We start from the raw sequence: 25,703 nt of genomic DNA on the forward strand, positions 1-25,703 counted from the left end.
AGCTCACAGGAGGCATTATTCATCATGATGAACTTATCGATCAAAGCAAGACTTACCGTTTCCTATGTTCTAATCGTAGCCGCTCTTGTTGGTCTTGGCGGTTATGCGCTGATCTCACTGGACAATGTTAATCAGCAGTCCACGATCATTTCTGAAAAGTGGCTGCCCGGCGTAGATGACGCCAACAGCCTAAACACGATTACTTCGGATTACCGCATTTACGAGCTTCGTTTCACGTATGCCGAGACGAAAGAGGATATTTCGACTTATAAACAGAAAGCAGCCGAAACCAAGCAAGCGTTTGATGAAAAATTAGCGGAAGTCGAAGCGAACTCTACTACAGAATTGGAAAAAGAGAGCATTTCCCAATTAAAGAGCAGCTGGTCTCAATACTTTACGATCAGCAAGCAAATCTTTGATTTGATTGAACAGGGGAAGAGGCAGGATGCGATTCAGCTCATGGCAAATGATTCAAGAACTGTCTTTGATCAGGCAAGCGGTGAGCTATTATCTCTCGTGCAATATAACCGTGAACAATCTGACCTTGCAAGCAAACGGGGGGACGAAGGGTTCGATACCGCCTTCGCCATTATGATAACGGTCATCGTCATTACGACTCTTGTAGTTATCCTGCTAGCCGTCTTCATTACAAGAAGCATTACTCAGCCAATCCGCAAGCTGTCTGATGCAGCCAAGAAGCTGGCGGAAGGCGATGTAAACGTGAATGTCCAGACGACTAGCCGCGATGAGATTGGCGAGCTGATGAACGCTTTCGGTCAGATGATCGAAAGCATTAGAGAACAATCGCTTGCCGTCGAAAAGGTCGCAGACGGCGATTTGACGGTACACGTTCGCGTCCGCTCCGATAGAGACCTGCTCGGCAAGAAGCTTCAGGAGATGATCGAACGCAACAACGAGATTCTGACGAACATTAGTCATGCTTCGGATCAAGTGGCGTCAGGCTCCAAGCAAGTGTCGGATTCCAGTATCTCCCTGTCGCAAGGCGCAACCGAGCAGGCGAGCGCCGTCGAGGAATTAACGGCATCGCTGGAGGAAGTGTCGTCGCAGACGAAGCTTAACGCGGCGAACGCCAATGAAGCGAATCAGCTTGCGGAATCCTCGAAACAAAATGCGCTGCAAGGCAATGAGCAGATGAAGGACATGCTCAATGCGATGCAAGACATTAATGAAGCGTCGAGCAGCATTTCCAAAATCATTAAAGTGATCGATGAAATCGCGTTCCAGACCAATATTTTGGCGCTGAACGCAGCCGTCGAAGCGGCTAGAGCGGGACAACACGGCAAAGGGTTTGCGGTTGTAGCGGAGGAAGTGCGCAACTTGGCGGCAAGGTCCGCGAACGCAGCGAAGGAAACGACGACCATGATCGAGGGCTCGATCTTAAAGGTGCAGGACGGCACGAGGATTGCGGACAAAACCGCTGAGGCGCTTCGGTCCATCGTTCTAGATATCGAGAAGGTGGCGGACCTTGTCGGCAACATTGCTGTCGCATCGACGGAGCAAGCGGCTGCTATTACCCAAATCAATCAAGGCATTGCGCAAGTGTCGCAGGTCGTTCAAACGAATTCCGCGACATCCGAAGAAAGCGCGGCGGCAAGCGAAGAATTGTCCGGCCAAGCGAGCATGCTCAGACAACAGGTTTCGCGCTTCAAGCTGAAACGCGGCTCGTACGGCCAAGTTTCCGATTTCGAAGAAATGAGCCCGGAAGTCCGCAGAATGCTGGATCAAATGAACTCCCAGCCTAAACGGAACGCCTCGATGCCTCAAATCGCTTTAAGTGATTCTGAATTCGGAAAGTACTAATCCTATGATTTCGATTACGAATAATGAGTTTAAGCAATTAACCGAATTTATTCATCGGGAATATGGCATCCACCTGAAAGAAGAGAAGAAGGCGCTCGTTACCGGAAGGCTCTACCAAGTGCTCGCCAAGCTTCAGATGACCAGCTTTAAGCAATATTACGAGTATATTGTGAAGGATCCGACCGGTAAAGCCGTACAAACTTTGGTGGATAAAATTACGACCAATCATACCTTTTTTATGCGGGAAGCGGAACACTTTACGTTCCTGAAGCATCAAGTGCTCCCTTTCCTCGCATCAACTGTGCATGACAAGGATTTGCGTATTTGGAGCGCAGGGTGCTCTTCGGGGGAAGAGCCTTATACGCTGGCGATGATCTTGGACGATTTTTTCGGGAGAGAGAAGCCGCATTGGGATACAAAAGTTTTGGCGACCGATATTTCAAGCCAAATATTGGAGAAGGCCTCCAAGGGCGTCTATCCTAATGAAGATATTGCGGTGCTGCCCGCCAACTGGCGGATAAACTATTTTCAAGGCTACGATAAGGAACACAGCATCATTCAGGATCAATTAAAGAAGGAAGTGATATTCAGACGGTTTAACCTAATGAATACCGCGTTTCCTTTCAAGAAAAAATTTCATGTGATCTTCTGCAGAAATGTGATGATCTACTTTGATAATGAAACGAAGCATCAGCTAGTGGAACGTTTCTATGATCATTTGATGCCGGGCGGCTATTTGTTCATTGGTCATTCGGAATCGATTCCGCGTGAATCGACGCGGTTCACGTATATCCGGCCTGCCGTATACCGAAAGGAATAGGCCTTCTAGGAGGAGAGGTCGGTTTCATGCGTGAGAAGCAACGTTTAAAAGTACTTATTGTCGACGATTCCAGAGTTTACCGTGAAGTGTTAGTCAGAGGCTTGTCCTCAGACCCGGATCTGCACATTGTAGGCACAGCTGTAGATCCGTTTGACGCTAGAGACAAGCTGCTCGAGCTTCGGCCGGATGTCATGATATGTGATATTCAGATGCCGAAAATGGACGGCATCGAGTTTCTAAAAAGATTGCTTCCGCAATATTCGCTGCCTGTTATCGTCGTGAGCACCGTTAGTACGGCCGTGTTTGACGCGCTGCAGGCAGGGGCGGTTGATTTTGTCTGCAAGCCGGACGTGCAGTCGGCCTTCGGTGTGGAACAATTCCTATTGCAATTGATCCATAAAGTAAAGATTGCCGCTCAAGCGAAGGTGTCTGCCGCTGAAGATTTACCGGAGACGAAGGCTAGTCCATCCGGTTCCTTTCAAATGGGGCAAGTGATTGTACTAGGCGCTTCTACCGGCGGAACCGAAGCTATTGCTTCCATCTTAAGCAGGCTGCCGGCCGCCATGCCAGGAATTGTGATCGTCCAGCATATTCCGCCTCTTTTCTCGAAAATGTTCGCGGACCGATTACATGTAAGTACAGGGTTCAGCGTCAAGGAAGCGCAGACGGGTGACCTTGTTGAGCCTGGTAAAGTTCTAATCGCTCCGGGAGACCGTCACCTTCGGATTCGAAAGTCGGGAACGGCGCTCCAGGTTGAATGCTTTGAGGGAGAACGGGTTAATGGGCATTGCCCCTCTATTGACGTCTTGTTCGATTCCGCTGCCAAGATATGCGGGAGCAGCGCGATCGGCGTGCTCTTGACGGGCATGGGATACGACGGCGCTCGCGGCCTGCTTGCTATGCGAAGAAAAGGCGCTCGAACAATCGGGCAAGATGAGCCGTCTTCCACAGTATACGGCATGCCCAAAGCAGCCTACGAAATCGGAGCAGTCGAGAAGCAGACGTCGTTAGAACGACTACCGCATATCCTATGTTCCATGCTTAAGTAAAGATGCCAGCATGTTAGCCAATTGGTCTAACATGCTGGCTTTTTGTAGTTATTGAAAGATTTGATGGTACAATAGGATCAACGATTAAGGCGCAGCTATCGGATTGGATTACTATCAAAAATATAAAAAAATGGAAAGGACAATGACAGGATGTACATTCCCAAACATTTTAAAATGGAAAACCTATCAACGATTTATGAATTTATTGAACATAACAGCTTCGGTGTCTTATTTTCGATGCAGGACCATGTGCCTGTCGCTTCACATCTGCCTTTTTTGCTGGATCGGGAGGGAGGATATCTGTACAGCCACATGGCCCGGCCGAATAATCAGTGGAAGGACATAACCGGCCAAGAAGTACTCGTCGTCTTTCCTGGTCCGCACAGCTATGTCTCTTCATCCTGGTATGAAACGAACCAGAGCGTTCCTACCTGGAACTATATTGCAGCGCATATATACGGGCGCATAGAGATCATGGATGAGCAGGATGACGTTGTCAGATCGCTAGAAAAGCTCGTACTGAAATACGAGGGAGCCGGCAGCACCTACCGAGTTGACGAGTCCAATAAGGCATTAATCGAGGGGTTAACGCGTGGAATTGTTGCCTTTCGTTTAAAGATTGACCGGATGGAAGGCAAGTGGAAGCTAAGCCAAAATCAATCCGAAGACAGACAAAGGGCCGTAATCCAGCAGCTCGAGCAATCGGCAAATGATGACGCTAAAAAAATCGCGGAGCTGATGAGAAAAAATCTATAGGGCGTATAGTGCTAGATTGGGAGATGATGGTATAATAGGAAAGGAAAAATAACTAGCGTGGGCATTCATTGTTCAGCACCTTGAATAACAACAGCGATAGTAAGAACCCACCATATGGTTAGCGAGCCATTGGTGGTTTTTTTGTTTAGAAGGAGGACTGCGCCGATGGGATATATCATGGATCTTCGAAAGATTGTAGGAGCAAGACCTTTAATTATGGCAGGAGCTTGCGTGCTCCTCATCGATTCGCAGGACCGAATTTTGCTGCAGCTTCGGACGGACAATGGAACGTGGGGGCTGCCTGGCGGTTCGCTGGAGCCTGGCGAGTCCATGGAGTCGGTGGCAAGGCGGGAATTATTAGAGGAAGTTGGGCTAACCGCTGGCGATATGAGCTTGCTGGACATCTTTTCCGGTGAAAAGTTTTATTATAAGTATCCTCACGGCGATGAGGTTTATAACGTCATTGCAGCCTATGTTTGCAGAGATTATCAAGGAGATATCCGTATAGACGAAGGCGAAGTCCAGGAAACGAAGTTTTTTAGTCTGCATGATCTGCCTGAGCTCATTAATCCGCCGGATCAGCCTATCCTCCAAACATATATGGATTTACAGGGGAGGAGGGTAGAGACGATTGGAGATCAGGTCGGCTAAGCAGGATGAAATCGTGGTTGTCAGAGATATTATTTTGGAATCGTTCAAAGAATACGCCGGTCTCCTTCACCCTCCGTCGGGCGCGCTTAGTGAGACGTTAGAATCGATTTCCAGCAAAGTGGAGCGCGGGGGAGCCGTCATTGTGTGGGAAGATACTGAGCCGGTTGGGACAGCCCTTTATAATTTTGTAGATGATTATATGTATATTGGCCGTGTTGCCGTCCTGCCGAAGCATCGGGGGAAAGGAATCGGTAAAGTGATCATGGCGCATCTGGAGCAACTTGCTTTACATAAAGGCTATAACAAGACAAGACTTGGCGTTCGCCTGTCCCTGCCTGACAACTTAATGTTCTATCAAAAGCTTCACTATATCTCGATAGAGGAGCATGAATATCCGGATAAAACGGATAAGTGGCATATCATGGTCAAAGAGTTGAAAGATAAAGCGGAAAAGGAGATCTCTTAAATGAGTAAAACGTTCAAATTTACAAGAGTCGGATATGTTTATGTTCCGACTTCGAACATCGATGAGTCGATTGAATGGTACACGCAGCATTTGGAGTTTCGCTTGATCAACAAATTCCAAGACCGCGGATCTTATTTGGCGGTGCTTCACCATCCTCACAAAAACTCGATCGCCTTGCTGCTTATCGAAACCGAAGATAAGGACCGATTGGAAATTATCCGCAACGGCCGGCCGTTTCCCATTATGGCGATAAATTGTCCGGATATTGAGTTAACTCACTCGGCGTTAAAGGAGAAAGGCGTAGAGGCAGAGGAAATTCAAACGCTGGGAGCGGGGGAGGCGAAATATTTTTATTTCAGGGACAACCAAGGAAATTACCTTGAAGCGGCATGGTCGATCTGGGATCCGCAGGATGAGATTAAAGAAGATTATTTATAATATCGGATCTAATCTTTGATTTTATAATGTGAGGTGTTTCAAATGGGACGTGTTGTTTTGTTCGATATGAGCAGTCAAGATCCGGAGCGCGCGGCAGCCTTTTATTCATCCGTATTCGGTTGGAAAATTGCTGAGCCGAATTGGGGTTATTATCCGGTATCCACCGGCGATGACAATAAACCGGGCATTCATGGAGGGATATCGAAAGGGCCGCAAGATTTTGCTCACGGAATTCGAATTCAGATCGAAGTGGAGAGCATCGATGAATCGTTGCAAAAATGCGTAGAATCAGGCGCCCAAATTGTAAGAGATAAAATGGAGTTTGATGAATTTTATTTAGCTTATCTGGTTGACCCGGTTGGAAATGGTATCGGCTTAATTCAATATAAATAGTTAGAGCTTGGATCTGCGATGCAGGTCCTTTTTTATAACAATCGGGGAGGTTATCGGAATGCAGGTTATGACAGAGCTGCTGGTAAAAAAATTCGAAGAAATACAAGGAAGGACTTTATCCGTAATCGATCAACTGACAGACGATGAGCTGAACTGGCGTCCGAATGATTCGAGTAACAGCATCTCGAATTTGGTAATTCATATTCAAGGTAATGTGAATGAACGGATACTACGCGGTATCCATCATGCTGAGATCGTAAGAAATCGCGAAGAGGAGTTTGAGGCAATGAAGAAAACAAAAAATGAACTTCTTGCCATCACTAAAGACACCTATAAAACCGTAATTGAAACCATACAATCTATGCAGGAGGAAACCTGGAGGAGTACGCAGCTTGTAAGGGGGAAGGAGAGAACGAACCTTTATATTCTGCTGCAATGCGCGGCACATTTCTCGGAGCATTTGGGCCAAATGATGTATATCGCAAAAATGTTAAAAAATTTCGACTACGTATCCACTTCGATACCGAGTAAAAAGGCGAAGTAAGGAGAGAAACGGATGAATAATGAAACCACACATGCCAAGAGAAAGCGATTTTGGAAAATTCATTGAAGTTAAAAAACTCGATCGCAACTGGTTTTGGATTCGCGCGACTTAATCCGCCAAGACATCTTCAATAAAATGGGAGATGGTGGTACAATAGGTAAACTCGTCCTTGGCGAATGCCCGAGGAGGGGTCTTGTTATAAATCCCATCCATTAATATGAAAAATAACACGCGAATGTTTCTCTTTATTGTCAGCAATTGGAGAGGTATAAGTAAAGATAGAAGGGGAGGCGGCAGTTTTGTCGAGGAAGCGAGTCATTATTGAAGCTGTTGGAGTCGGGGCTGCAGCATCTGCTGTATTAACGACACTATTAATGATTTTGATGGGCTCCATACTTACCGCTGCTTATGTGCCGGATATCGTTAATTCTTACGCATCGGTTGATTACTTGGAAAGTAAAGTAGCGTTTGGCAAGCGCGAAGAGATTCCGGACTGCAGTATGTCACAGGGCTTGTTCTATTTATCGCCGTCGGAGGTCTTTATTATCGGCTGCGCATGAGGAGGCTAAACAGACGGTCATGACAAGACGAATCCTTGTGACTGGCGGAGCGATTATTGAAGATCAGTATCGAAGAATATTGATGCAGCGGCGTTCGGACTATGGGGACTGGGGGCTGCCCGGCGGCGCAATGGAAGCTGGCGAATCTATTGAGGAGACAATGCTTCGGGAAGTGAAGGAAGAAACGGGTCTTGACATCAGGCGCTATCAATTGGAGTGCGTGTATACGGGCGAAAGGATGAACTATACGTATCCGGATGGAAACGAGGTTGTGTTTGTCATGTTTCTATTCCGAGTCGAAGCTGATCTGGATGGTAAGCTTGCGGCGGACGGGAAAACATTGCTGCACCGGGATGAACAGAATGAATCGCTGCAGCTTGTATTCAGAAGCTTAGAAGATATCGATATGAATGAGATTAATCTTGCCCAAAAGACGGTTTTCCACGATTTAATAGAAGGCGGAATAGGGCTTTTAAGAAAATAAACTTAGGGGGACGCCGTTCCATGATTACTTATTCGGAAGAAATGTCGCAAAAAGCTGCAGACGTAGCGGATGTTTTTAAGAGATCCGGCATTAAAAGACCCTATGAAGATCTTGATCGCATTCAGAAGATGATCGATAATGCGGATATTCTGATTACCGCTTGGGAGGATGGACGGATGGTTGGCGTCGCTAGGGCGATTACCGATTTTTCGTATTGCTGCTATTTGTCCGACCTTGCGATTGACCGGGATTATCAAAAGCATGGCATTGGATCAGAGATGGTGAAGAAGCTTCAATCCATTATTGGAGACGAATGCTCTTTGGTCTTGTTATCGGCGCCGTCTGCTATGCAGTATTACCCTCGTATAGGCTTCGAGAAGGCGGATCATGCTTTCTTCATGAAGCGGAAGAAATAGGTGGAGCGATGAACTCCTCCATAGCCGACTACATACACGACGTGCAATTTAATCAATCTATCTTTCAAGCGATAGGTGAATTGTTTCGAAAAAATAATCATGAAGGCACATGGCTTCATTGCATAAAGGTAGCGCAGGAAGCAAAGCAGCTTGCCGTTCGTTTTGGCTATTCGCCTGAAGCCGCGGAATTAGCCGGATGGCTGCATGACATCGGAACCATTATCCCGAACGAGGAGAAAATTGCGGTCGCTCAAAGCTACGGGGTGGAGGTGCTGGAAGGGGAGGCTCGTTTCCCGTATATTTTGCACCAGAAAATCTCGAAGGCAATGAGCCAGGATATTTTTCAGATATCGGACAACGAGTTATTAAATGCGATAGCATGCCATACAACCCTCAGGCCGAACAGCAGCTTGCTTGATAAAATCTTGTTTGTGGCGGATAAGCTGTCATGGGATCATTCGGATGCAGCGCCTTATTTGATGGAAATGCGGAGAAGCTTGGACATGTCCTTAGAAGAAGCCGCCAAGATATACCTCACGCATGTATGGGATAACCGGATGCAGATGAAGGTCGTTCACCCATGGCTTGCAGAAGCCTATCAAGAGCTAACGAATGGAGCGTAACGATACAATGCCCAGACAAATTACATTAGCGGATGGAAGAGCAGTTGAAGTTGACTGTCTGAGCTGCGCGCTGACCAGCGGTGTTATCGAGCCGACGGGAGGCGTTATTTATGAATCGGATCAATTCCATGTTCATCAGGATGTCGCATATCCGATCAGGGGGCTTGTAATTCTAGCGGCCAAGAGGCACATCTACGGGATGGATGAGCTTACGGAACGTGAACGACTGGAGTTCATCACGTTAATTCATCAAATAAGAGCCATACAACGAACGAAGCTTGGGATCGAATATGTCTACTATTTCTATAATGAGGATACGACCCATCATTTCCATCTCTGGATGGTGCCGAGGCACGACTGGATGCGGGAGTTTGGCCGTTCCGTCGAATCCTTAAGACCGGTCCTGCTCCACGCGCGGCATCATAAGAATGATGAAGCCAATCTTAAAGATGTCATGGAAGGGATCCAGCTCCTGAGGGATAGCTTAGGGAAATTAGAGCCGCTAATGGCAGAAGTCGCCTGGCAGTCAGGAGCGAATGATGTCGAATAGTATTATCGTAGTCGTGAAGGCGATTGTGCTGCGCAAAGGCAAAGTGCTGCTGCTCAAGCGTTCGAGCACCGAGAAGGTTGGAGCCGGCGAGTGGGATACTGCGGGCGGCAAAATCGAATTCGGAGAAGAGCTGGAGACCGCCCTTATTCGGGAGATCATGGAAGAAGCGGGAATTGACGTACAAGTCGAAAGACTCCTCTACGCAAGCACCTTTTTAACGAATAAGAGCAGACAGGTCGTGCTGTTATCCTATTTATGCGCGAGCGACTTGGAAGAGATTCGCCTATCCGAAGAGCATAGCGATTATGTATGGGCAACGCCAGAGCAAGCGGCCTCGCTGCTGCCTCCGTCTATTCGCGAAGAGTGGGTGCGGCATGGGGTATGGAAGCTGGAAGAGTGGAAGAAATAGGAGAGGGGAGTGTATACATGGCGAATACAACAATCTATATGGTAAGACATGCCGAATCTCCTTATATCTTCGGAGAAGAACGGCGTCGCGGCTTGTCTCCGGAAGGTACGGCGGCGGCCGCCAAGGTGGCGGATTTGTTAGAATCGGAAGAGATCCATTTGGTATGCTCCAGCTCGTATGAAAGAGCAATGGCAACCGTGCGGGAGCTGGCTGCTCGAAGAAATTTGGAAATCCAAGCGTTCGAAGAGTTGGTTGAAAGACCAATATTGGGACTTCATCAACAAATGTCATGGGAGCTCATAGAAGAAGCCATCAAAGAGTCTTTCGACAACTTCGATTATGCGCTAGAAGGCGGAGAAACAACAAGAGAAGTGCAGAAGCGGGCTATACCGGTTATGGAGAAGCTGCTTGAAGAGTATGCCGGCAAAACAATCGTCATTGGAACGCATGGCAATATGATGACGATCATCATGAACTATTATGACAATCGGTACGGTTATGCTTTTTGGAAGCAATCCTCGAAGCCAGACGTATACCGATTGACATTTCAGGAGAACCGGCTGATGGCGGTTGAACGTATTTGGGAGTAATGTGAAGGCGTATAGTCAAACTAATTATTACGATCATGGACGTGATTTTCATTACGATTGAAGTGTTTGCCGCAGGTTGCATGATTGCTATCATTACAACCTTATTTATTTTCAAGATCATTCGGGATATGCGATTTCGTGAACTAGAGAGCAAAGCGGCCGTCGAGCTAGTGAGGTCAACAGTGATTAGCAAGCGGAAAGAGCAATCGAAGAGCACATCTGGGAAGTTTACCGGCTTTGCCTACTTTGTTGTTTTCGATGTGCGGGGCGAGCAAATGGAAATGCAGATCCTTTCGGAGGAGCAATTCCGGGAGCTTCGAATCGGGCAAAAGGGATTGCTGCAGTACCAGAGGAAGAACCGTAGCCTGCTGTTTATTCATTTTGACAAAGACTAAAAGTTGCCAAGGGGGGAGCCGTATGTCGGTTGAGTCACACTTTGCTCATCATCATGGAGTCCGAATTCACTACTTGGATTCCCGCAGCGGCGATTCATCCTTAACGCCAATGCTCATCTGTCCGGGATTATCAGAAACCGCCGAAGAGTATGCAGAGCTGCTAGCCTATCTTTGGCCCAGAAGATGTGTGGTTCTATCGTTCCGAGGGCGGGGGCAAAGCTCAACCCCATCAACGGGTTATGATTTGCAGGATCATGTGATGGATATTGAGAGTGTCGTAGAATCCGCGCGCTTGGACCGGTTTCACTTATTTTCGTATTCGCGAGGGGTATCCTACGCGCTTGGTTACGCGAGCGTCCATGCTGATCGGATTGCATCCGTCCTTGTGCAGGATTATCCTGCGCAGCATAAACAGATGCCTCACGGTTGGGCGGATGAATATATCAACGACTACCTTATACCTTTTGGGAGAACAGGGAATATTCGGCCGGAGGCTGTAAGAGGAATTCAACGAGAGTCCCGGCAGATGGATTTGCAGACTCCGCTCCATGTACGCTTGCTCGTGTTAATGGGCTTGCTGGAGGGGAGTCTTGTTACAAATGAAGATGTTGAAATCTATAAAACGATGAGTCCTGCAACACAGATACGGGGCTTCCAATTCTCAGGGCATGATATTCGAGGCGCCGAGAAGCCTCTATTATTTGAAACGATTAAGAGCTTCTTGCAAGAGTAATATCTACTGGAGGAACAGCTATGATTAGCAAAAAGAACGCGGAACACTACGTTTGGGGACAGCAATGCGATGGGTGGAGACTTGTAAATGAAGCCGGGCAAAGCATTATTCATGAGCGTATGCCGGCGGGGACTAGCGAAATGAGGCACTATCATGTCTTTGCGAAACAGTTTTTTTTCGTATTGTCCGGCGTCATGACCATTGAAGTGAATGGGGAGCTACATACGCTGAGCATGCATGAAGGTATCGAAGTAAAGGCGAAGCAGCCGCATCAGGTTTTTAACCGTTCGAACGAGGAGATCGAATTTCTTGTCATCTCCCAGCCCAACACAAAGGGCGACAGAATTGCTGTTGAATGAGTATACAAACGAATAGAGGGGATAGGTATGCAAATTAGCATCCGGCCAGAAAAGGCAGGCGATAGAGAAGCCATTCGCAACGTAAATTTCGCAGCATTCGGCAATCGAAACGATGAGGCGGACTTGATAGACCGGATTCGTGAATCGGAGTCTTTTGTGCCCGAGCTATCGCTCGTTGCGGTGCTTCAGCAAGAAATCGTTGGACATGTGATGCTAAGTAAAGCCGCAGTCTATAACGGAAAGACGAAGCATACGGTGATTGCTTTAGCGCCGCTGGCCGTTCAACCGGAATATCAAAAGCAAGGAATAGGAAAGCGGCTTGTCCAAGAGGGATTAAAGCTAGGCAAGGAGCTGGGATTTCCGCTTGGATTTCTAATCGGACATCCCGACTATTACCCGAAGCTCGGCTTTAAGCCTGCCCGAAGCTTTGGATATGAGCTGAAGCAATATAACGTTCCTGATGAAGTTTTTATGGTAAGTGAGCTGCAAGATGGAGCGCTGGACTCCGTGCAGGGGGAGTTCATGTACCCGAACGCTTTTTTTTCGGACACGACATTCGCGGTAAGACCGGCCACCGATGAGGATGTTCCGTTTCTATGGGATATGCTGTTCGAATCGCTCTATACTCCCGAGGGCGGGGAGCCGTTCAGCAGAGACATTTTAAAGGAACCGTTCTTAGCGAAATATGTGGAGGGCTGGGGACGTCCAGGCGATATCGGATATATTGCGGTGAATGAAAAGGGTCAGTCAGTCGGTTCAATTACCGCAAGATTGTTCGATGCGGCGAACAAAGGCTTCGGTTATGTTGCGGATGACGTTCCGGAGCTTGGCATGGCCATTCATCGTGAATATCGAGGGTATGGGCTCGGAAAGCGCTTGATGAACGCATTGTTTCATCGTTTGAAAGAGTTAGGCGTGAAGCGGGTTTCATTAAGCGTAGACCCGAACAATACAGCCGCTGTCCGATTATACGAACGATTCGGATTCGTGGAAGTAGGCGTTGTCGGAACATCCATCACCATGGTGGCGCCGGTATGAGACGAGTGATTATGATCAGCGATATACATGGCTGCATAGAACCGTTCAACCGATTGCTCGCGAAGGTTCAATATACGCCCGGCCAAGATCAGCTTATTTTATTAGGCGATTATGTGGATAAAGGTCCGGCTAGCCAAGAGGTCGTGGAACGGGTGATGCAGCTTGTCCATCAGGATGAGGCGGTCGCGCTTCGAGGCAATCATGATCAGCGGCTTGTTGATTTCGTCCGAGGCAATGACGCGCAGGTTCGGTCGAAGTTCGCCCAGCACGGCGGGCTTCCTGCTCTGCAAAGCTATTGTGGGATGACGGAGACGATTTTAACGGAAGAAATGATGGATGAGGCCAAAAGCATTATCGAGGAGAGATACTCTAACCATCTGAATTTCCTGGCGCAGCTTCCGCTCTACTACGAAGACGAGCAGCATATTTGCGTGCATGCCGGGTTGAACCCTTCGGTTCCGAACTGGAGGGAGCAAAGCGACCATGATTTTATGTATATCAAGGATGCCTTCTATAAAAACCCGACAACCGCGGACAAAAGAGTTATATTCGGCCATACCAAAACAATAGATATTCATGGATCGGCGGATGTGTGGTTCGCCGAAGATAAAATCGGAATAGACGGCGGTTGCTCGTACGGCATGCAGTTGAATGCGCTCATTTATCATAACGGGACGTATAGGACGGAAGCCGTTCCTGCGAACGGGCCGGGAGGGGGCGAGGTGCCGTCATGATCATTTGGCTTAACGGCGCATTCGGCGCGGGCAAGACGCAAACGGCTCATGAGCTTCACAATCGGCTGCCGGGTTCGTTTCTCTATGATCCGGAGAACGTCGGTTATTTTTTGCGTAAAAATATCCCGGATTCCATGCGGAGTGGCGATTTTCAAAATTTGAGCGCATGGCGCGAATGTAATCTCTCGATATTGCGGATGCTCGACGCTCATCATAAAGGTCCGATCATCGTTCCCATGACGCTGGTTGTTCCGTCTTATTTTGACGAAATCGTAGGGGAGCTTAGGCGAGTGGGCGTTGACGTTCAGCATTTTGCGCTTTGCGCTTCAAAGGAAGTCATTTTAAAGAGACTGCGCAAGAGAGGGGATGGCGCGCAATCATGGCCGGCTCTGCAGGCAGACCGTTGCGTAGAGGCTTTGTTATCCCCCGTATTCAAGCATCACATCCTTACGGATACTCTGACGATCAGCGAGACAGCGGAGCGCATTGCGGCGATGGCAGGCCTGGAGCTGATCCCAGACAACCGAGGGAAGGTCCGTAAGGCAGTGGACCGTATCCGAACGCAGGTTAAGCATATTCGTTGGTTTTAGGAGGATAGAGGGTGTGAGCTCGCAATCGAAAGAGGAGTCTAGACTTCAGCAAATTCGAGCCGAAGAGCAAGTCTACCATGATCAATGCTATGCGGAGCATGTCTTGTTCGAACCGGGTTCATGGCTTTATAAACCCGTGAAGACGGTATTAGATTTGCTGCCAAAGCTGCGGAATCATGAGAATGTCCGGATGCTTGATTTAGGCTGCGGCGTGGGGAGAAATACGATTCCGATGGCGGAATTTGTGATGAACCACTGCGCTTCCGGCCGAGTTATAGGGGTTGACTTGCTGGCATCCGCTACCGAGGGGTTATCGGCTTACAGCGAGCAATACGGAGTCGCGAAGCTCATGCGGGCTGTTACGTCGGAAATTGAGGCCTACTCCATCGAAGAAGAGGGGTATGATTTCATTGTCGCCGTATCAGCGCTTGAACATGTCCGTTCGCCGGATGTATTGAGGAGCAAGCTGTTTGAAATCGCGGATGGCGTCAAGCCGGAAGGTATCGTATGCCTGGTCATGAGCACGAATATACAGGAATGCATGATTTCGACTGGCGAAGCGCTTGACCCCAAATTCGAGGTTAATCTTCAGACGGAAGAGCTGCAGGTTCTGCTAACGGAAGCGTTTGGGGGATGGGAAGTTATTGACAGCCATGCCAAGCAGCTCAGCTATTTGATCGAGCGCCAGACCCAGCCCGTACGGCTAAGCTCGGATTGCCCAACCTTCTCGGCAAGGAAGAGCGTATATCCATAGAAGGCAGGAGAATTTGACATGTCCATTGAAGCGTTAATCGCTTTATTCCGGGAAAATGCGAATGAAGCTGCGGCGAAGCCGATGGATGCCTACATGAAGCACCAGTTCATTCATCTCGGGATCAAGACGCCGGTTCGACGGGAACTGATGAAGTCGTTTCTGAAGGAGTATCCGCTCCAGAAGGAGTGGATACCGATGCTGTGGGAGCTGCCGGAGCGAGAATTTCAAGCGGCAGCCGTAGATATGCTTACGCTTATGAAGAAAAGGTTAACCGGGGATGATTTGCCGCTTGTGGAGCGGCTCATTACGACAAAATCGTGGTGGGACACGGTTGACGCTTTGGCTGCCCATATTGCGGGCGAAATATTCCGTAAGGACGAAGCGGCAAGACGGGATTATGTTGAGCGATGGATGGAAAGCGATAATATGTGGCTGAATCGAACGGCGATCCTGCATCAGCTAACGTATAAGGCGAACACGGACGAAGCCTTGCTGTACCGCTGCGTTTTGCGGCATGCGGAGTCAAAAGCGTTTTTCCACCAGAAAGCAATCGGTTGGGCGCTTCGCACTTATGCGAAAGTGAACTCCGAATCCGTTAAAGCATTTGTCGATTCGCATGAGCTGAAGCCGCTGAGCAGGAGGGAAGCGTTAAAGCATTTTTGACGCCGCCTCGTAATACTAGAACGGGATGTGTCCGCCATTCGGCTGACCATCCCGTTTGTTGCTGCCGCTTAAGTACGATCCGCGAGAAGAGCTTCCAGCTCCTTCATCATCTCTTTATAGGCTTGAGATTTGGCCATATCCTGGATAAAGCTGTTCCATTGTTCCAAGGTGAGTTGACCCATAATAAACTCGTATTTCTTCTGCTCGAGCTGCTGGTTCATCTCCGCATATTTGCCCGAGCTCCATACAACGTTCGCTTCCGGAAGCAGCTGGTCCTCATAAGATACCGATCTCCATTGTTCGACGGCAGAGACATACTGCTCTTTAACGGGAGTTGGAAGCTTGTCGAGTTGTTCATTGTTTTTCAGCATGTCCGGCTGACCGAACAGGCTGTGGACAGCAGCTTGATCTGCCGGACTCCAGCCATCCGTTTCCGACCATTTATCTTCTTTCGTCATCTTCATCCCGTACTCCAGCCAATTGAGAATGACGGCCGGATCATCCTTTGTCATGCTTGAAATTGCATAAGCTCCTGCTCCCTTTGAAGCCCACGGCGCGATCGGCGCGCTTGACGCATTCGCTTTTAAAACCGGCAGAGGCAGCCATATCGATTTATCTTTCGTTAAACCTGCAGCCTCTTCAAGTGTCAGTGCGGCAAGTCCAGCTTTGCCATCTTCAAGCTTTTGCATCGCTTGATCGGAAGACATGACGGCAAAGTCCGGATCAATCAAACCGTCCTTATACGCGCGCGCCAGCCACTGCAGCGATTCCGTCTCTTGCGGTGAAACCGCATGGTCGGTAATTTTGCCGTCTCGAATGCTAAATCTCTCAGGACTGCCGGTGAACGCATGCTCTACCCAAGAAAGCGAGCGGTTACCTCCTCCGACAAGTCCCCAAGTATTCGTTTTACCATCTCCGTCCGGGTCGTTTTTGGCGAATATTTTCATCACTTCATAAAGCTCGTCCATCGTCTGCGGCACGATTAATCCGAGGCGGTCAAGCCAATCCTTCCGTATGGAAGGGAACGCTGCGTTATGCGCGTCGCTGAGGCGAGGGATGGCGTAAATGTGGCCATCGATTACGCGCGTGCCGGTATGACTCGACGCTAACGTCTGAAGAGAAGGATAGTCGGATAAATAGCCGGATAAGTCCATCACGACGCTTTCCATGATTTCGTCGTTCAGCATATAAGGATCGTTAAACAACGTTAAATCAGCCATATCCCCGGCCGCAATCATGACCATCGTCTTTTCCCGATAATAATCGGGCGGTATCCAGCTTATTTCAACATTCGACTCCAATTGTTCTTCCATGTGCTTCAACAATACAGACGGCGTCTCGAATTCAGGCATTGTAACCTGCGTCATGACCTTGAATTTAGGAATGGCGTTCGGGTCGGACACGAGAGCAAGCCGCCCGCGCTCGTCCCATTGCACCGACAGTCCGGCGGCCTCCGCCGCAGCGCGAAGCGGAATCCACATCGTGCCGTCCTCAATAAACGGCGCCTCGGGAAGCTTGTCCGAAATTTGCGCCCCTAACGGCGATTGCAAGCTATCTACCTGAAAGGTCAAAAATGCCCGTTTCTCGTGAGAAGCCGCAATGCTGCGCTTATTGGCGTCCCAGGTTAGGGAGTATCCGAGCCCTTCGAGCAGCGCTCTGGCCTGCACCATCATCACGCCGCCCACTAAACGAGGCGGAGCGGTTAAGGATACTTGCAAATCTTCAAAACTAACATAAACGGCGTTGCGCCATTGCTCATCGAACCATTCCGGGGCCGGATGCGGCGCCGCGTCCTGATTTTCTGCATGAACCTTCACATCACCCATAAGAGCCGTCGTAAGCGTTACAGCCGTCAGCCCGGTCACGACAGACCTTCGCAGCTTCGATCTTTTCATAGCAATCCTCGCTTTCTGAAATTGGTGGACAACTATTAAAACGTTTTCAAATGGAAATAGTTGCATGAAAATAAGCTGCGATTTCACATTAACCTAATCGAAGCCTGTCCAAAAACCGAGAATATCGGTTATAATGGTTAGGAATGAATAAAGAAGAAAGTGGGAGCAGCATGGGTCGTAAATGGAATAACATTAAAGAGAAGAAAGCAAGCAAAGACGCGAATACAAGCCGGATATACGCCAAGTTCGGCGTTGAAATTTATGTAGCCGCCAAAAAAGGCGAGCCGGACCCGGAATCTAACCGAGCGCTGAAGGTTGTACTCGAACGCGCAAAAACATACAACGTGCCCAAAGCGATCATCGACCGCGCTCTCGACAAAGCAAAGGGCAGCAACGATGAGAATTACCAAGAGCTTCGTTATGAAGGCTTTGGTCCGAACGGTTCCATGGTTATCGTGGATACATTGACGAATAACGTCAACCGTACGGCTCCGGCAGTCCGCGCCGCGTTTAACAAACACGGCGGAAGCATGGGCGTCAGCGGTTCTGTCGCTTATATGTTCGATGCGACGGCCGTTATCGGCGTATCCGGCAAATCGCTCGACGAAGTGATGGAAATTATGCTGGAAGCGGATGTCGACGTACGCGACATCGTGGAGGAGGAAGAATCGGTTATCGTCTATGCGGAGCCGGATCAATTCCATGCCGTGCAGGAAGCGTTCAAGCAAGCAGGGATTACGGAATTCGACGTTGCCGAACTGACGATGCTAGCGCAGAACTATGTCTCGCTGCCTGCCGACAGCCAAGTTCAATTCGAGAAGCTCATTGATGCGCTCGAGGATTTGGAAGATGTGCAGCAGGTCTATCATAACGTGGAGCTGGAAGACTAATTCAGAACCGCAGTCAATACACCAAGCAGAGCCGCGACATGTCGCGGCTTTCTTATATGGAGGTCGAGGGTTCGTGAAAGCAGTGCTGCAGCACCTTGAATCAAAAGCGCTATACATAGGAGAAACGGATGAGCCGAAGCTTGCGGACGGCGAATTGTTGGTGCGTGTAAAGGCGACTGCGCTGAACCGCGCGGACTTGCTTCAGAAGCGCGGACAGTACCCGCCGCCACCGGGAGCCACCGCGATTCTCGGCCTGGAAATGGCCGGCGTAGTGGAGGGGCCGGCAGGACCATGGAAAAAAGGGGACCGAGTCATGGCTTTATTGCCAGGCGGCGGCTATGCTGAACGCGTACGGCTGCCTGCGGATATGGCGATGCCGATACCGGATCGGCTGTCATTCGCGGAGGCGGCATCCATTCCGGAGGTATTCCTGACCGCGTATTTGAACTTGTTCAAGCTGGGAGGCTTGAAGGCCGGCCGTACCGCGCTCATCCATGCCGGCGCGAGCGGTGTTGGTACAGCTGCCATCCAGCTTGCGAAAGCGGCAGGCTGCACAGTGATCGTGACAGCAGGTTCGCCGGCGAAGCGAGAAGCCTGCTTGCGACTTGGCGCGGATCTCGCAGTCGATTATCGCGAAGGGCCGTTTTTGCCGGCCGTTATGGCTTTTACGGAAAATCGCGGCGTCGACGTCATCCTGGATTTTGTCGGAGCGTCCTATTGGGAGCAGAATGCAGCCTCGCTTGCTCTTGACGGCAGGCTTATTATCGTTGGCTTGCTCGGCGGCGCTAACGTTCCGGACGTAAATCTGGGCATGCTGCTGTCCCGTCGGCTGCAAATCATCGGAACCTCGCTGCGCACCTTATCGCGTGAACGGAAAGCGGCGCTTACCGCCGATTTTGTAAATGAAATTTTACCGCGTATAAGTACAGGCGAGATTCGACCAATCATCGATTCCGAGTGGGACTGGAGCCAGGTAGAGGAAGCGCATCTCTATATGGAGCAGAATCGCAACATCGGCAAGATCGTGATGAACATTACGTAAAGAACCTCCACAAAATGATGACATGCAACCTGTCATCATTCCGCTGTTATACTGAGTTTGTTTGAAGGGAGGACAAACTTGAAGCGTTCGGACAGGCTTATGGCCATACTTATTGCGCTGCAGCATCGTTCTGAGACGGCGCAAGCATTAGCGGAGAAGCTTGAAGTATCTAAACGCACGATCCTAAGGGATATGCAGGCGCTGTCTGAGATCGGGATTCCGCTGTACGCCGTTCCGGGTCCATCGGGCGGATTCCGCTTGATGGACGGATATAAGCTGCCGCCGCTCCACTTCGACGCGAAGGAAGCGTTCGCGATATTGTTCGCCTTGGACGCCGTTACAAAGCTGACAGACACGCCGTTCCACCAAGCGCGATGGACGGTTGCCGACAAGATCAGAGCTTGTCTTCCTCAGTCTGTACTTCAGCAGGTGGAGCCGATGCTGGAGCATATTGAAATCGATATTCCGGATCGTCCGCAAAGAACGCCGCTCCTCAACCAGCTGCTCGATCATGCCGCAAGCTCTCGATGGATTCGCGCGTATTACCGGTCGGAGCGCAAGCAGCGCTGGATAACCATAAAGCCGATAAAAGTGTATACGGCGCATGGTTTCTGGTATTGCGAAGCCTACTCGCCCGAGCATAGGGAGAATCGCACGTTCCGAGCGGATCGTTTCACGCAGATCGAGCATGCGGCGAAGCCCGACGAAGCCATTCTGCAGCAGGTAGCGGGAGAGACTGGTCATGCCGCGGCAGATATCCCGGTAGTCGCCCGACTGTCTTATCGAGGGGCGCTTCTCGCTGAGCAGGATCCGCATGTCGGCCATCAGGTGAGGCAGATCGACGATGAGGAGTGGGAGCTCGCCTTCACTTGCCCGTCCAGCGAATGGAATTGGGCCATCAAGTTCTTCTACGCGCTGGGAACGGATGCCATGGTGCTTGAGCCATTAGAGCTGCGCGATGAATTGTACAAACAGGGATTAAGCTTGACCGAGCGTTATGCAAGTAAGCCTTCCGAAACTAGGATAACAGGAGGATAAGGGATATGGTGCAATCGAATGTTTTGGAACAGGCTAGAGCATTTATTTATAGTAATGCGAGATTGCTCGACCGGAAGCGGTTCGAATATTTGTTCGAAGGCGGTTCGAAGGAAGAGGTGCTGCGCGCGCTAAAAGCCTATCAGAATGATGACGGCGGCTTCGGAAACGCACTGGAGCCCGATATTCGATGCCCCAATAGCCAGCCGGTGCCAACCGAATACGCGCTTTACGTCATGTCCGAGCTTGATTGTTTTGATGCAGATATTTTAAACGGTATTATTAGGTATCTAAAAGCCATTGCTGTACCAGGGGGAGGGTTTCCGCTGGCGTATCGGAGCCTGCAGCAATATCCGCATGCGCCATGGTGGAAGATCGAGGACGACGGCGCCGCATCCATAAATCCGACAGGCCAAATTATGGGATATTTGCTGAAGCAAAAGACGAGGAACGATTTCGTAGAGGAAGAGTGGTTCAAGCGTAGTCTGAATTTTGTGAAAAAGACGATGGAGCAAGGCACTCCCGCCGGTTATCATGACGGTATACAGTGGATTACGTTTTTGGAGCACGCTCCTGAGAGCTATCGCAGCATTGACACGAAACGCCGATTTGACGAATGGCTTGCGAGCCCAGGTGTAATCGAAAGAAATCCGCATGCAGAAGGCTATGTTCATAAAGTGCTGGATTGGGTCACCGGTCCACAGAGCTATGCCGCACAATTCGTAACGGAAGCTGAAATCGAAGAGCATTTGTCGGCATTGATTGCCGAGCAAGAGGGGGACGGCGGCTGGCCAATCAACTTCCCTGCCGTAAGTTCGCTTGGCGAATTAGAATGGCGAGGGTCATTGACCGTCGAAAGGCTAAAAACGCTAAGAGCATTTGGCAAGCTTTAACGATCCAAAATCTGCAAACTTTCATCGAAATCCTGCATTAACGTACAACCGGTTCTCTATTAGAATGATGCCAATAGAAAGCTTGCGCGCAATGAAATTAGAGGAGATGAGCCTATGGATTTCAGGTACCCGATTGGAAAGTTTGCACATAATGGCGACATTACAGCCGATCAAAGACAAGCATGGATTCAAGACCTCGAGGAGCTTCCCGGTCTGCTGCGCCAAGCGGTTGATGGGTTAACGGAAGAGCAGCTTGCCGCACCTTACCGTGATGGCGGATGGACGATTCGCCAAGTCGTTCACCATGTGGCGGACAGTCATATGCACAGCTATATCCGGTTTAAGCTGGCTTTGACAGAAGAGAACCCAACAATTAAGCCTTATGAAGAAGGGCTGTGGGCCGAGCTGTCCGATACGGACGAAGAGCCGGTAGAAACCTCGCTTCAGTTGCTGGACGCTTTGCACCGCAGATGGGTAACTCTTCTTCGTTCCATGACAGAGGAGCAGTTCAGCCGCACATTTTATCATCCTGGGTCGCAAACGAGCATCCGGCTTGATCGAAATATCGGCCTCTATTCTTGGCACGGAAAGCATCATCTCGCGCATATTACAGGCTTGAAAAGCCGAATGAACTGGACATAACGACCTAAGAGGGGGAGACCGTTAGAGGGCTCCTCCTCTTGTTTATTTCGAGGGTGGGGAAGAGACTCTCCTTATGTTCTTGGAGGTTCCCCGGGGTGCGAGTAGCCCGGATATTTGACAACCGGCCATTTCTCTTTACGAAGACGGGAAATAAAGTCTGCGTCTACGTTCAAATTGCTTTCTACAAGCGCATGCGGCGTTAATGCCAGCCACTGGTTAAGCGATACATCGGCGAAACGGTCGCTTTTGAACATTTCCAGAAACCATAACGTCTCCGTGCCCGTGTTCTGAATATAGTGACCGAACGCAAAGGGGACATAGCCGACATCTCCCGCTCTAACATCAAAGGTTCGTGCATTTCCTTCCGCTCCGAACACGGTCATGCGTCCTTGCCCGGTCAAATAATATTGCCATTCATCATTGTTCGGATGCCAATGCAATTCCCGCATAGCCCCCGGTTCGATTTCGACTAACGCGGCGGCAATCGTTTTTGAAATCGGGAAGACGGTGGAATCCACAATGCGGACGCTTCCCCCCGGTGTGCGGATCGGAGCTTGAGCGAGAAGCTCATACTTGAAGGAAAGAGGGACATGCCCATACGGCGACTCTACGGATTGAGTGGGCAGCGGTCCCGGAACAGGCGCCTGATAAATGTACACCTGCTCCTTCGGAATGTTGGCAAATGCGGCTTCGGGCACGCCGAAATTAGCGGATAACACGTCCTTCGGCGTATGGGCGAACCAGTCTGATAGCGAAAGCGTATTGAGATCGGAGAAGGTTCCGTCATCGAACACAAGCAGAAACTCGCAGCCTTCCTCCAAGCCCTGAATCGAGTGGGGAATACCCGGCGGGAAATACCAAAGATCGCCGGGTCCCACATCGGCGATGAAGTTACGGCCGGATTGATCCACCGCCGTAATTCGCGCGCGACCAACGAGCATGTACGACCATTCCGCTTGCTGATGCCAATGCAGCTCGCGCACGCCTCCTGGCGTCAAGCTCATATTGACTCCTGCGAGCGTGGTGGCGATCGGAAGCTCCCGAACGGTAATTTCTCTTGACCAGCCTCCATGATTCAGCTGCATATGCGTATCCGAGAAAGAGAATCGAAGATTCGGAATGAGACCGTTATCCGTTTTCGGCGGGACAAGCATATCCGGATTTTGCAAGTCGCGGAGCACATCGCGCGGTCCACGGTCGACTCCGCCCATGCCATCGCTGCGTATGGGCTGAGGAACGTTCACATGCGGGCGATTGCCGCTGCTCTCATGGTTTTGTGACATCTTGTTACCTCCTAAACACCGAAATTCCAAAAGCCGACGAAACCTCAAACTCCTGCTTCCGTATGGTTATGAAAGGGAATGGTGAAATAGACGCGTTAGGGAAGGATTTGATCCGAGCGTTTAATAGAGGAGTGGGGAAAAGGATGAAACGATTGTTTGTATGGTTAATGGCTGTAACGCTAATGGTTGCCCCTGGATGCGGCATTTTGGAGGAAGTCAACCAAGGAGTCAGCTTTGCGACGGAAACGACCGAATATATGAACAGCTTGACCGAATTTGGACAAGAAATGAACGGGATGGCCGAGCAAGCGCTCACTGACCTTACTGCCCAGGCCAATCTGGTGGAGAGGCTGGAGCAATTGAAGGAGCAGATCGTCAACTATGACGCGCTGCAGGTTCCGGATTACGCGAAGGATCTGCATGCTTCGATCGTCTCCTATAACGAGCAGCTGCAGCAAGGAATCGATCAGGCGCTTGCCAATATCGAGGCGGGGAAGGCAGCCTTCGAGTCGACCGGCATCCCTGATACCGTCAGTCAAATCAATGAGCTCCTGGATCAGCTGAACAGCTTAGCTCCATAAGGGAAGTCACAAGGACTCCATGCGAGAACGCATAAGGACTCCATGCGAGAACGCATGGAGTCCTTGTCGCTTTCGCATAATTGCTATTGCCTTGCCAACCCGTCGAAGGTACAATGTGTGAGGGATTTATCGCTTAATCGAATCAAGGAGAGTGCAACGGTTTGTCATCATCGTCTATCGCTTCGGCTTCGCTTTCTACCAATTATCGTTTGATTACATTGCTGCTTGTTGTCATCGTTGCGGGCATGAGCCAAGGTCTCCTGCTGCCGCTGCTATCGATCTTATTGGAGGATGCGGGCGTATCGTCCGATATGAACGGCATCAATTCGGCGGCAATGTATATCGGTATTTTTTGCACGATGTTTTTCGTTGAGAAGCCGGTCATACGTTTTGGGTACAAAAAAGTTATCGTAGCAGGTGTAGCCCTCGTTACCCTATCAACGCTTCTCTTCCCATTCACGCAATCGCTTGCGGTGTGGTTTGTGCTTCGGATGCTCGTCGGAATAGGCGACAGCTCGCTCCATTATGCGACGCAGCTCTGGATTGTCAGTTCGAGCCCGCCGGACCGCAGAGGACGGTTCATCTCCTTGTACGGCATGTCATACGGGATCGGCTTCAGTATCGGACCGCTCGGTATCAATCTGCTGCCGCTTGGACGAGCCGTGCCGTTTCTGGCTAGCGCGCTGTTCTTCGCGATTGTGCTCCTGCTCGTGCTGCGGATTCGCAATGAATGGCCGGAAAGAACAGAGAAGGGGGAAGCAACGGAAAATCGATTTTTCCGAACCTATCGAATCGCCTGGTTTGTGCTTATTCCGGGCTTCCTCTATGGATTGATGGAATCCTCGATGAACAGCAATTTCCCGCTTTACGGGCTGCGGATCGACCTGAGCCAGCACTGGATTTCGCTGCTGCTGCTGTCATTTGGGGTAGGGAGTCTTATTCTTCAGCTCCCGCTCGGGATATGGAGCGACCGCATCGGACGGAAACCGATTCTAATCGCTTGCGGGATTGTCGGGTCCATCGCTTTCTTGCTGATTCCAGCCGCCGGCGGACAGCTTTGGCTGCTGTTCCTGCTGTTCATTATCGCCGGAGGCGTCGTAGGCTCCTTTTATTCGCTCGGACTAGCTTACGCGGCGGATCTGCTGCCGAAAGCTATACTTCCCGCCGCGAACGTGATCGCCTCGATCCATTTCAGCATCGGGAGTATATTAGGCCCATCGCTAGGCGGATATGGCATTCGCTATCTTTCCATTCATAGCATATTCCTATTTCTCGGTGCGGCATTTCTATTATTTGCGCTGCTTGGATTTGTGTTTCGGCCGAAACAAACGCTACAATCTTCTTAAGTTTATTGGAGGAGGAATGCCGTAGATGGCAGACACGGATTTTCCAAAAACATCAAAGCCGGCTGAGCGAGCCCTTATTAACGCCGGTTATACGAAGCTTGAGCAGCTGGCCGGCGTCAGCGAGAAGGAATTGTTGAGGCTGCATGGGATGGGGCCAAAAGCGATTCGCATTTTAAAGGAAGCGCTTGGAGAGCGCGGCATGACGTTCCTGCCGTAAGCTATCGTAAAGAAACCACCTTCAATTTGAAGGTGGTTTTTTG

At 49.9% G+C, this 25,703-nt stretch carries 34 protein-coding genes; 32 read left to right on the top strand and 2 right to left on the bottom strand.

Annotation, left to right across the window (positions count from 1 at the left end; translation table 11 throughout):
• The first annotated feature begins 24 nt into the window (after positions 1-24).
• The 24 genes from D3P08_RS09690 (at position 25) to D3P08_RS09805 (ending at position 15,836) form a co-directional block, all read left to right on the top strand.
• On the top strand, positions 25-1,821 hold the full coding sequence (locus D3P08_RS09690) for a methyl-accepting chemotaxis protein (RefSeq protein WP_119599398.1): 1,797 nt from the start codon (positions 25-27) through the stop codon (positions 1,819-1,821).
• A gap of 4 nt (positions 1,822-1,825) precedes the next feature.
• Positions 1,826-2,641, top strand: coding sequence for a CheR family methyltransferase (locus D3P08_RS09695; protein WP_119599400.1), 816 nt, complete (start codon positions 1,826-1,828; stop codon positions 2,639-2,641).
• A 26-nt stretch (positions 2,642-2,667) separates the two neighbouring features.
• Positions 2,668-3,690: a protein-glutamate methylesterase/protein-glutamine glutaminase gene (locus tag D3P08_RS09700; protein WP_119599402.1), complete on the top strand. Its 1,023-nt coding sequence runs from the start codon at positions 2,668-2,670 to the stop codon at positions 3,688-3,690.
• Positions 3,691-3,840: 150 nt separating this feature from the next.
• The gene (locus D3P08_RS09705; protein WP_119599404.1) at positions 3,841-4,446 is read left to right on the top strand and encodes an FMN-binding negative transcriptional regulator; all 606 of its coding nucleotides are present in this window, start codon (positions 3,841-3,843) and stop codon (positions 4,444-4,446) included.
• Between the two features lie 165 nt (positions 4,447-4,611).
• Positions 4,612-5,097, top strand: a complete 486-nt coding sequence (locus D3P08_RS09710) for an NUDIX hydrolase (protein ID WP_119599405.1) — start codon at positions 4,612-4,614, stop codon at positions 5,095-5,097.
• Positions 5,078-5,563 (top strand): GNAT family N-acetyltransferase, encoded by a 486-nt coding sequence (locus tag D3P08_RS09715; RefSeq protein WP_119599407.1) that lies wholly within the window; start codon positions 5,078-5,080, stop codon positions 5,561-5,563. Before D3P08_RS09710 ends, D3P08_RS09715 begins: the two co-directional genes overlap by 20 nt.
• Complete coding sequence (locus D3P08_RS09720; RefSeq protein WP_119599409.1) at positions 5,564-6,001, top strand: VOC family protein; 438 nt, start codon at positions 5,564-5,566, stop codon at positions 5,999-6,001.
• A 42-nt stretch (positions 6,002-6,043) separates the two neighbouring features.
• Complete coding sequence (locus tag D3P08_RS09725) at positions 6,044-6,394, top strand: VOC family protein (RefSeq protein ID WP_119599411.1); 351 nt, start codon at positions 6,044-6,046, stop codon at positions 6,392-6,394.
• A 58-nt stretch (positions 6,395-6,452) separates the two neighbouring features.
• Entirely contained in the window at positions 6,453-6,938 is a 486-nt protein-coding gene (locus D3P08_RS09730; protein WP_119599413.1) for a DinB family protein, read from the top strand.
• 299 nt (positions 6,939-7,237) lie between these two features.
• Positions 7,238-7,498: a hypothetical protein gene (locus D3P08_RS09735; RefSeq protein WP_119599415.1), complete on the top strand. Its 261-nt coding sequence runs from the start codon at positions 7,238-7,240 to the stop codon at positions 7,496-7,498.
• A 19-nt stretch (positions 7,499-7,517) separates the two neighbouring features.
• Positions 7,518-7,982 carry an NUDIX domain-containing protein gene (locus D3P08_RS09740; RefSeq protein ID WP_119599417.1) on the top strand — a complete coding sequence of 155 codons (465 nt, stop codon included), beginning with the start codon at positions 7,518-7,520 and terminating at the stop codon, positions 7,980-7,982.
• A gap of 20 nt (positions 7,983-8,002) precedes the next feature.
• Positions 8,003-8,398: a GNAT family N-acetyltransferase gene (locus D3P08_RS09745; RefSeq protein WP_119599419.1), complete on the top strand. Its 396-nt coding sequence runs from the start codon at positions 8,003-8,005 to the stop codon at positions 8,396-8,398.
• Positions 8,399-8,406: 8 nt separating this feature from the next.
• Positions 8,407-9,021, top strand: a complete 615-nt coding sequence (gene yqeK / locus D3P08_RS09750) for a bis(5'-nucleosyl)-tetraphosphatase (symmetrical) YqeK (RefSeq protein ID WP_162848417.1) — start codon at positions 8,407-8,409, stop codon at positions 9,019-9,021.
• A 7-nt stretch (positions 9,022-9,028) separates the two neighbouring features.
• Positions 9,029-9,571: an HIT family protein gene (locus D3P08_RS09755; protein WP_119599533.1), complete on the top strand. Its 543-nt coding sequence runs from the start codon at positions 9,029-9,031 to the stop codon at positions 9,569-9,571.
• On the top strand, positions 9,561-9,980 hold the full coding sequence (locus tag D3P08_RS09760) for an NUDIX hydrolase (RefSeq protein WP_338068713.1): 420 nt from the start codon (positions 9,561-9,563) through the stop codon (positions 9,978-9,980). Before D3P08_RS09755 ends, D3P08_RS09760 begins: the two co-directional genes overlap by 11 nt.
• A 17-nt stretch (positions 9,981-9,997) precedes the next feature.
• Positions 9,998-10,570 carry a histidine phosphatase family protein gene (locus D3P08_RS09765; protein ID WP_240647397.1) on the top strand — a complete coding sequence of 191 codons (573 nt, stop codon included), beginning with the start codon at positions 9,998-10,000 and terminating at the stop codon, positions 10,568-10,570.
• An 80-nt stretch (positions 10,571-10,650) separates the two neighbouring features.
• Positions 10,651-10,965, top strand: coding sequence for a DUF2500 family protein (locus D3P08_RS09770; RefSeq protein WP_162848418.1), 315 nt, complete (start codon positions 10,651-10,653; stop codon positions 10,963-10,965).
• A gap of 22 nt (positions 10,966-10,987) precedes the next feature.
• A complete protein-coding gene (locus tag D3P08_RS09775) occupies positions 10,988-11,698 on the top strand; it encodes an alpha/beta fold hydrolase (RefSeq protein ID WP_162848419.1) in 711 nt (236 codons plus the stop codon).
• A 20-nt stretch (positions 11,699-11,718) separates the two neighbouring features.
• Complete coding sequence (locus tag D3P08_RS09780; RefSeq protein WP_119599429.1) at positions 11,719-12,057, top strand: cupin domain-containing protein; 339 nt, start codon at positions 11,719-11,721, stop codon at positions 12,055-12,057.
• Positions 12,058-12,084: 27 nt separating this feature from the next.
• Entirely contained in the window at positions 12,085-13,095 is a 1,011-nt protein-coding gene (locus D3P08_RS27685) for a GNAT family N-acetyltransferase (protein ID WP_119599431.1), read from the top strand.
• On the top strand, positions 13,092-13,829 hold the full coding sequence (locus tag D3P08_RS09790; protein ID WP_119599433.1) for a metallophosphoesterase family protein: 738 nt from the start codon (positions 13,092-13,094) through the stop codon (positions 13,827-13,829). The genes D3P08_RS27685 and D3P08_RS09790 overlap by 4 nt, the downstream gene beginning before the upstream one ends.
• The gene (locus tag D3P08_RS09795) at positions 13,826-14,419 is read left to right on the top strand and encodes an AAA family ATPase (protein ID WP_119599435.1); all 594 of its coding nucleotides are present in this window, start codon (positions 13,826-13,828) and stop codon (positions 14,417-14,419) included. Before D3P08_RS09790 ends, D3P08_RS09795 begins: the two co-directional genes overlap by 4 nt.
• Before the next feature lie 13 nt (positions 14,420-14,432).
• On the top strand, positions 14,433-15,173 hold the full coding sequence (locus D3P08_RS09800; RefSeq protein ID WP_162848420.1) for a class I SAM-dependent methyltransferase: 741 nt from the start codon (positions 14,433-14,435) through the stop codon (positions 15,171-15,173).
• A gap of 18 nt (positions 15,174-15,191) precedes the next feature.
• Positions 15,192-15,836, top strand: coding sequence for a DNA alkylation repair protein (locus D3P08_RS09805; RefSeq protein WP_119599439.1), 645 nt, complete (start codon positions 15,192-15,194; stop codon positions 15,834-15,836).
• A 68-nt stretch (positions 15,837-15,904) separates the two neighbouring features.
• Here the strand turns inward: D3P08_RS09805 and D3P08_RS09810 are convergent, their stop codons facing one another.
• Positions 15,905-17,731 carry a stalk domain-containing protein gene (locus D3P08_RS09810; RefSeq protein ID WP_162848421.1) on the bottom strand — a complete coding sequence of 609 codons (1,827 nt, stop codon included), beginning with the start codon at positions 17,729-17,731 and terminating at the stop codon, positions 15,905-15,907.
• A 170-nt stretch (positions 17,732-17,901) separates the two neighbouring features.
• Here D3P08_RS09810 and D3P08_RS09815 point away from each other — a divergent pair, with 170 nt between their 5' ends.
• The 5 genes from D3P08_RS09815 to D3P08_RS09835 all read left to right on the top strand — a co-directional run bounded on the left by D3P08_RS09815 (position 17,902) and on the right by D3P08_RS09835 (position 22,233).
• Positions 17,902-18,621, top strand: coding sequence for a YebC/PmpR family DNA-binding transcriptional regulator (locus tag D3P08_RS09815; protein WP_119599443.1), 720 nt, complete (start codon positions 17,902-17,904; stop codon positions 18,619-18,621).
• 73 nt (positions 18,622-18,694) lie between these two features.
• Positions 18,695-19,663 (top strand): NAD(P)H-quinone oxidoreductase, encoded by a 969-nt coding sequence (locus tag D3P08_RS09820; RefSeq protein ID WP_240647399.1) that lies wholly within the window; start codon positions 18,695-18,697, stop codon positions 19,661-19,663.
• Positions 19,664-19,741: 78 nt separating this feature from the next.
• Entirely contained in the window at positions 19,742-20,701 is a 960-nt protein-coding gene (locus tag D3P08_RS09825) for a helix-turn-helix transcriptional regulator (RefSeq protein ID WP_240647400.1), read from the top strand.
• A gap of 5 nt (positions 20,702-20,706) precedes the next feature.
• Complete coding sequence (locus D3P08_RS09830) at positions 20,707-21,591, top strand: hypothetical protein (RefSeq protein WP_119599447.1); 885 nt, start codon at positions 20,707-20,709, stop codon at positions 21,589-21,591.
• A gap of 114 nt (positions 21,592-21,705) precedes the next feature.
• The gene (locus D3P08_RS09835; RefSeq protein WP_119599449.1) at positions 21,706-22,233 is read left to right on the top strand and encodes a YfiT family bacillithiol transferase; all 528 of its coding nucleotides are present in this window, start codon (positions 21,706-21,708) and stop codon (positions 22,231-22,233) included.
• Positions 22,234-22,304: 71 nt separating this feature from the next.
• Here D3P08_RS09835 and D3P08_RS09840 read toward each other — a convergent pair whose 3' ends face one another.
• Positions 22,305-23,516 carry an oxalate decarboxylase family bicupin gene (locus D3P08_RS09840; RefSeq protein WP_119599451.1) on the bottom strand — a complete coding sequence of 404 codons (1,212 nt, stop codon included), beginning with the start codon at positions 23,514-23,516 and terminating at the stop codon, positions 22,305-22,307.
• 143 nt (positions 23,517-23,659) lie between these two features.
• On the opposite strand from D3P08_RS09840, the gene D3P08_RS09845 reads away from it, so the two are divergent.
• The 3 genes from D3P08_RS09845 (at position 23,660) to D3P08_RS09855 (ending at position 25,660) form a co-directional block, all read left to right on the top strand.
• Positions 23,660-24,097, top strand: coding sequence for a DUF6376 family protein (locus D3P08_RS09845; protein ID WP_119599453.1), 438 nt, complete (start codon positions 23,660-23,662; stop codon positions 24,095-24,097).
• A 161-nt stretch (positions 24,098-24,258) separates the two neighbouring features.
• The gene (locus tag D3P08_RS09850) at positions 24,259-25,443 is read left to right on the top strand and encodes an MFS transporter (protein WP_119599455.1); all 1,185 of its coding nucleotides are present in this window, start codon (positions 24,259-24,261) and stop codon (positions 25,441-25,443) included.
• A 25-nt stretch (positions 25,444-25,468) separates the two neighbouring features.
• On the top strand, positions 25,469-25,660 hold the full coding sequence (locus D3P08_RS09855; RefSeq protein ID WP_119599457.1) for a helix-hairpin-helix domain-containing protein: 192 nt from the start codon (positions 25,469-25,471) through the stop codon (positions 25,658-25,660).
• Positions 25,661-25,703 lie beyond the last annotated feature (43 nt).

It is taken from the genome of Paenibacillus nanensis (assembly GCF_003583765.1).
In the GTDB taxonomy this organism is placed as follows: Bacteria; Bacillota; Bacilli; order Paenibacillales; family Paenibacillaceae; genus Pristimantibacillus; species Pristimantibacillus nanensis.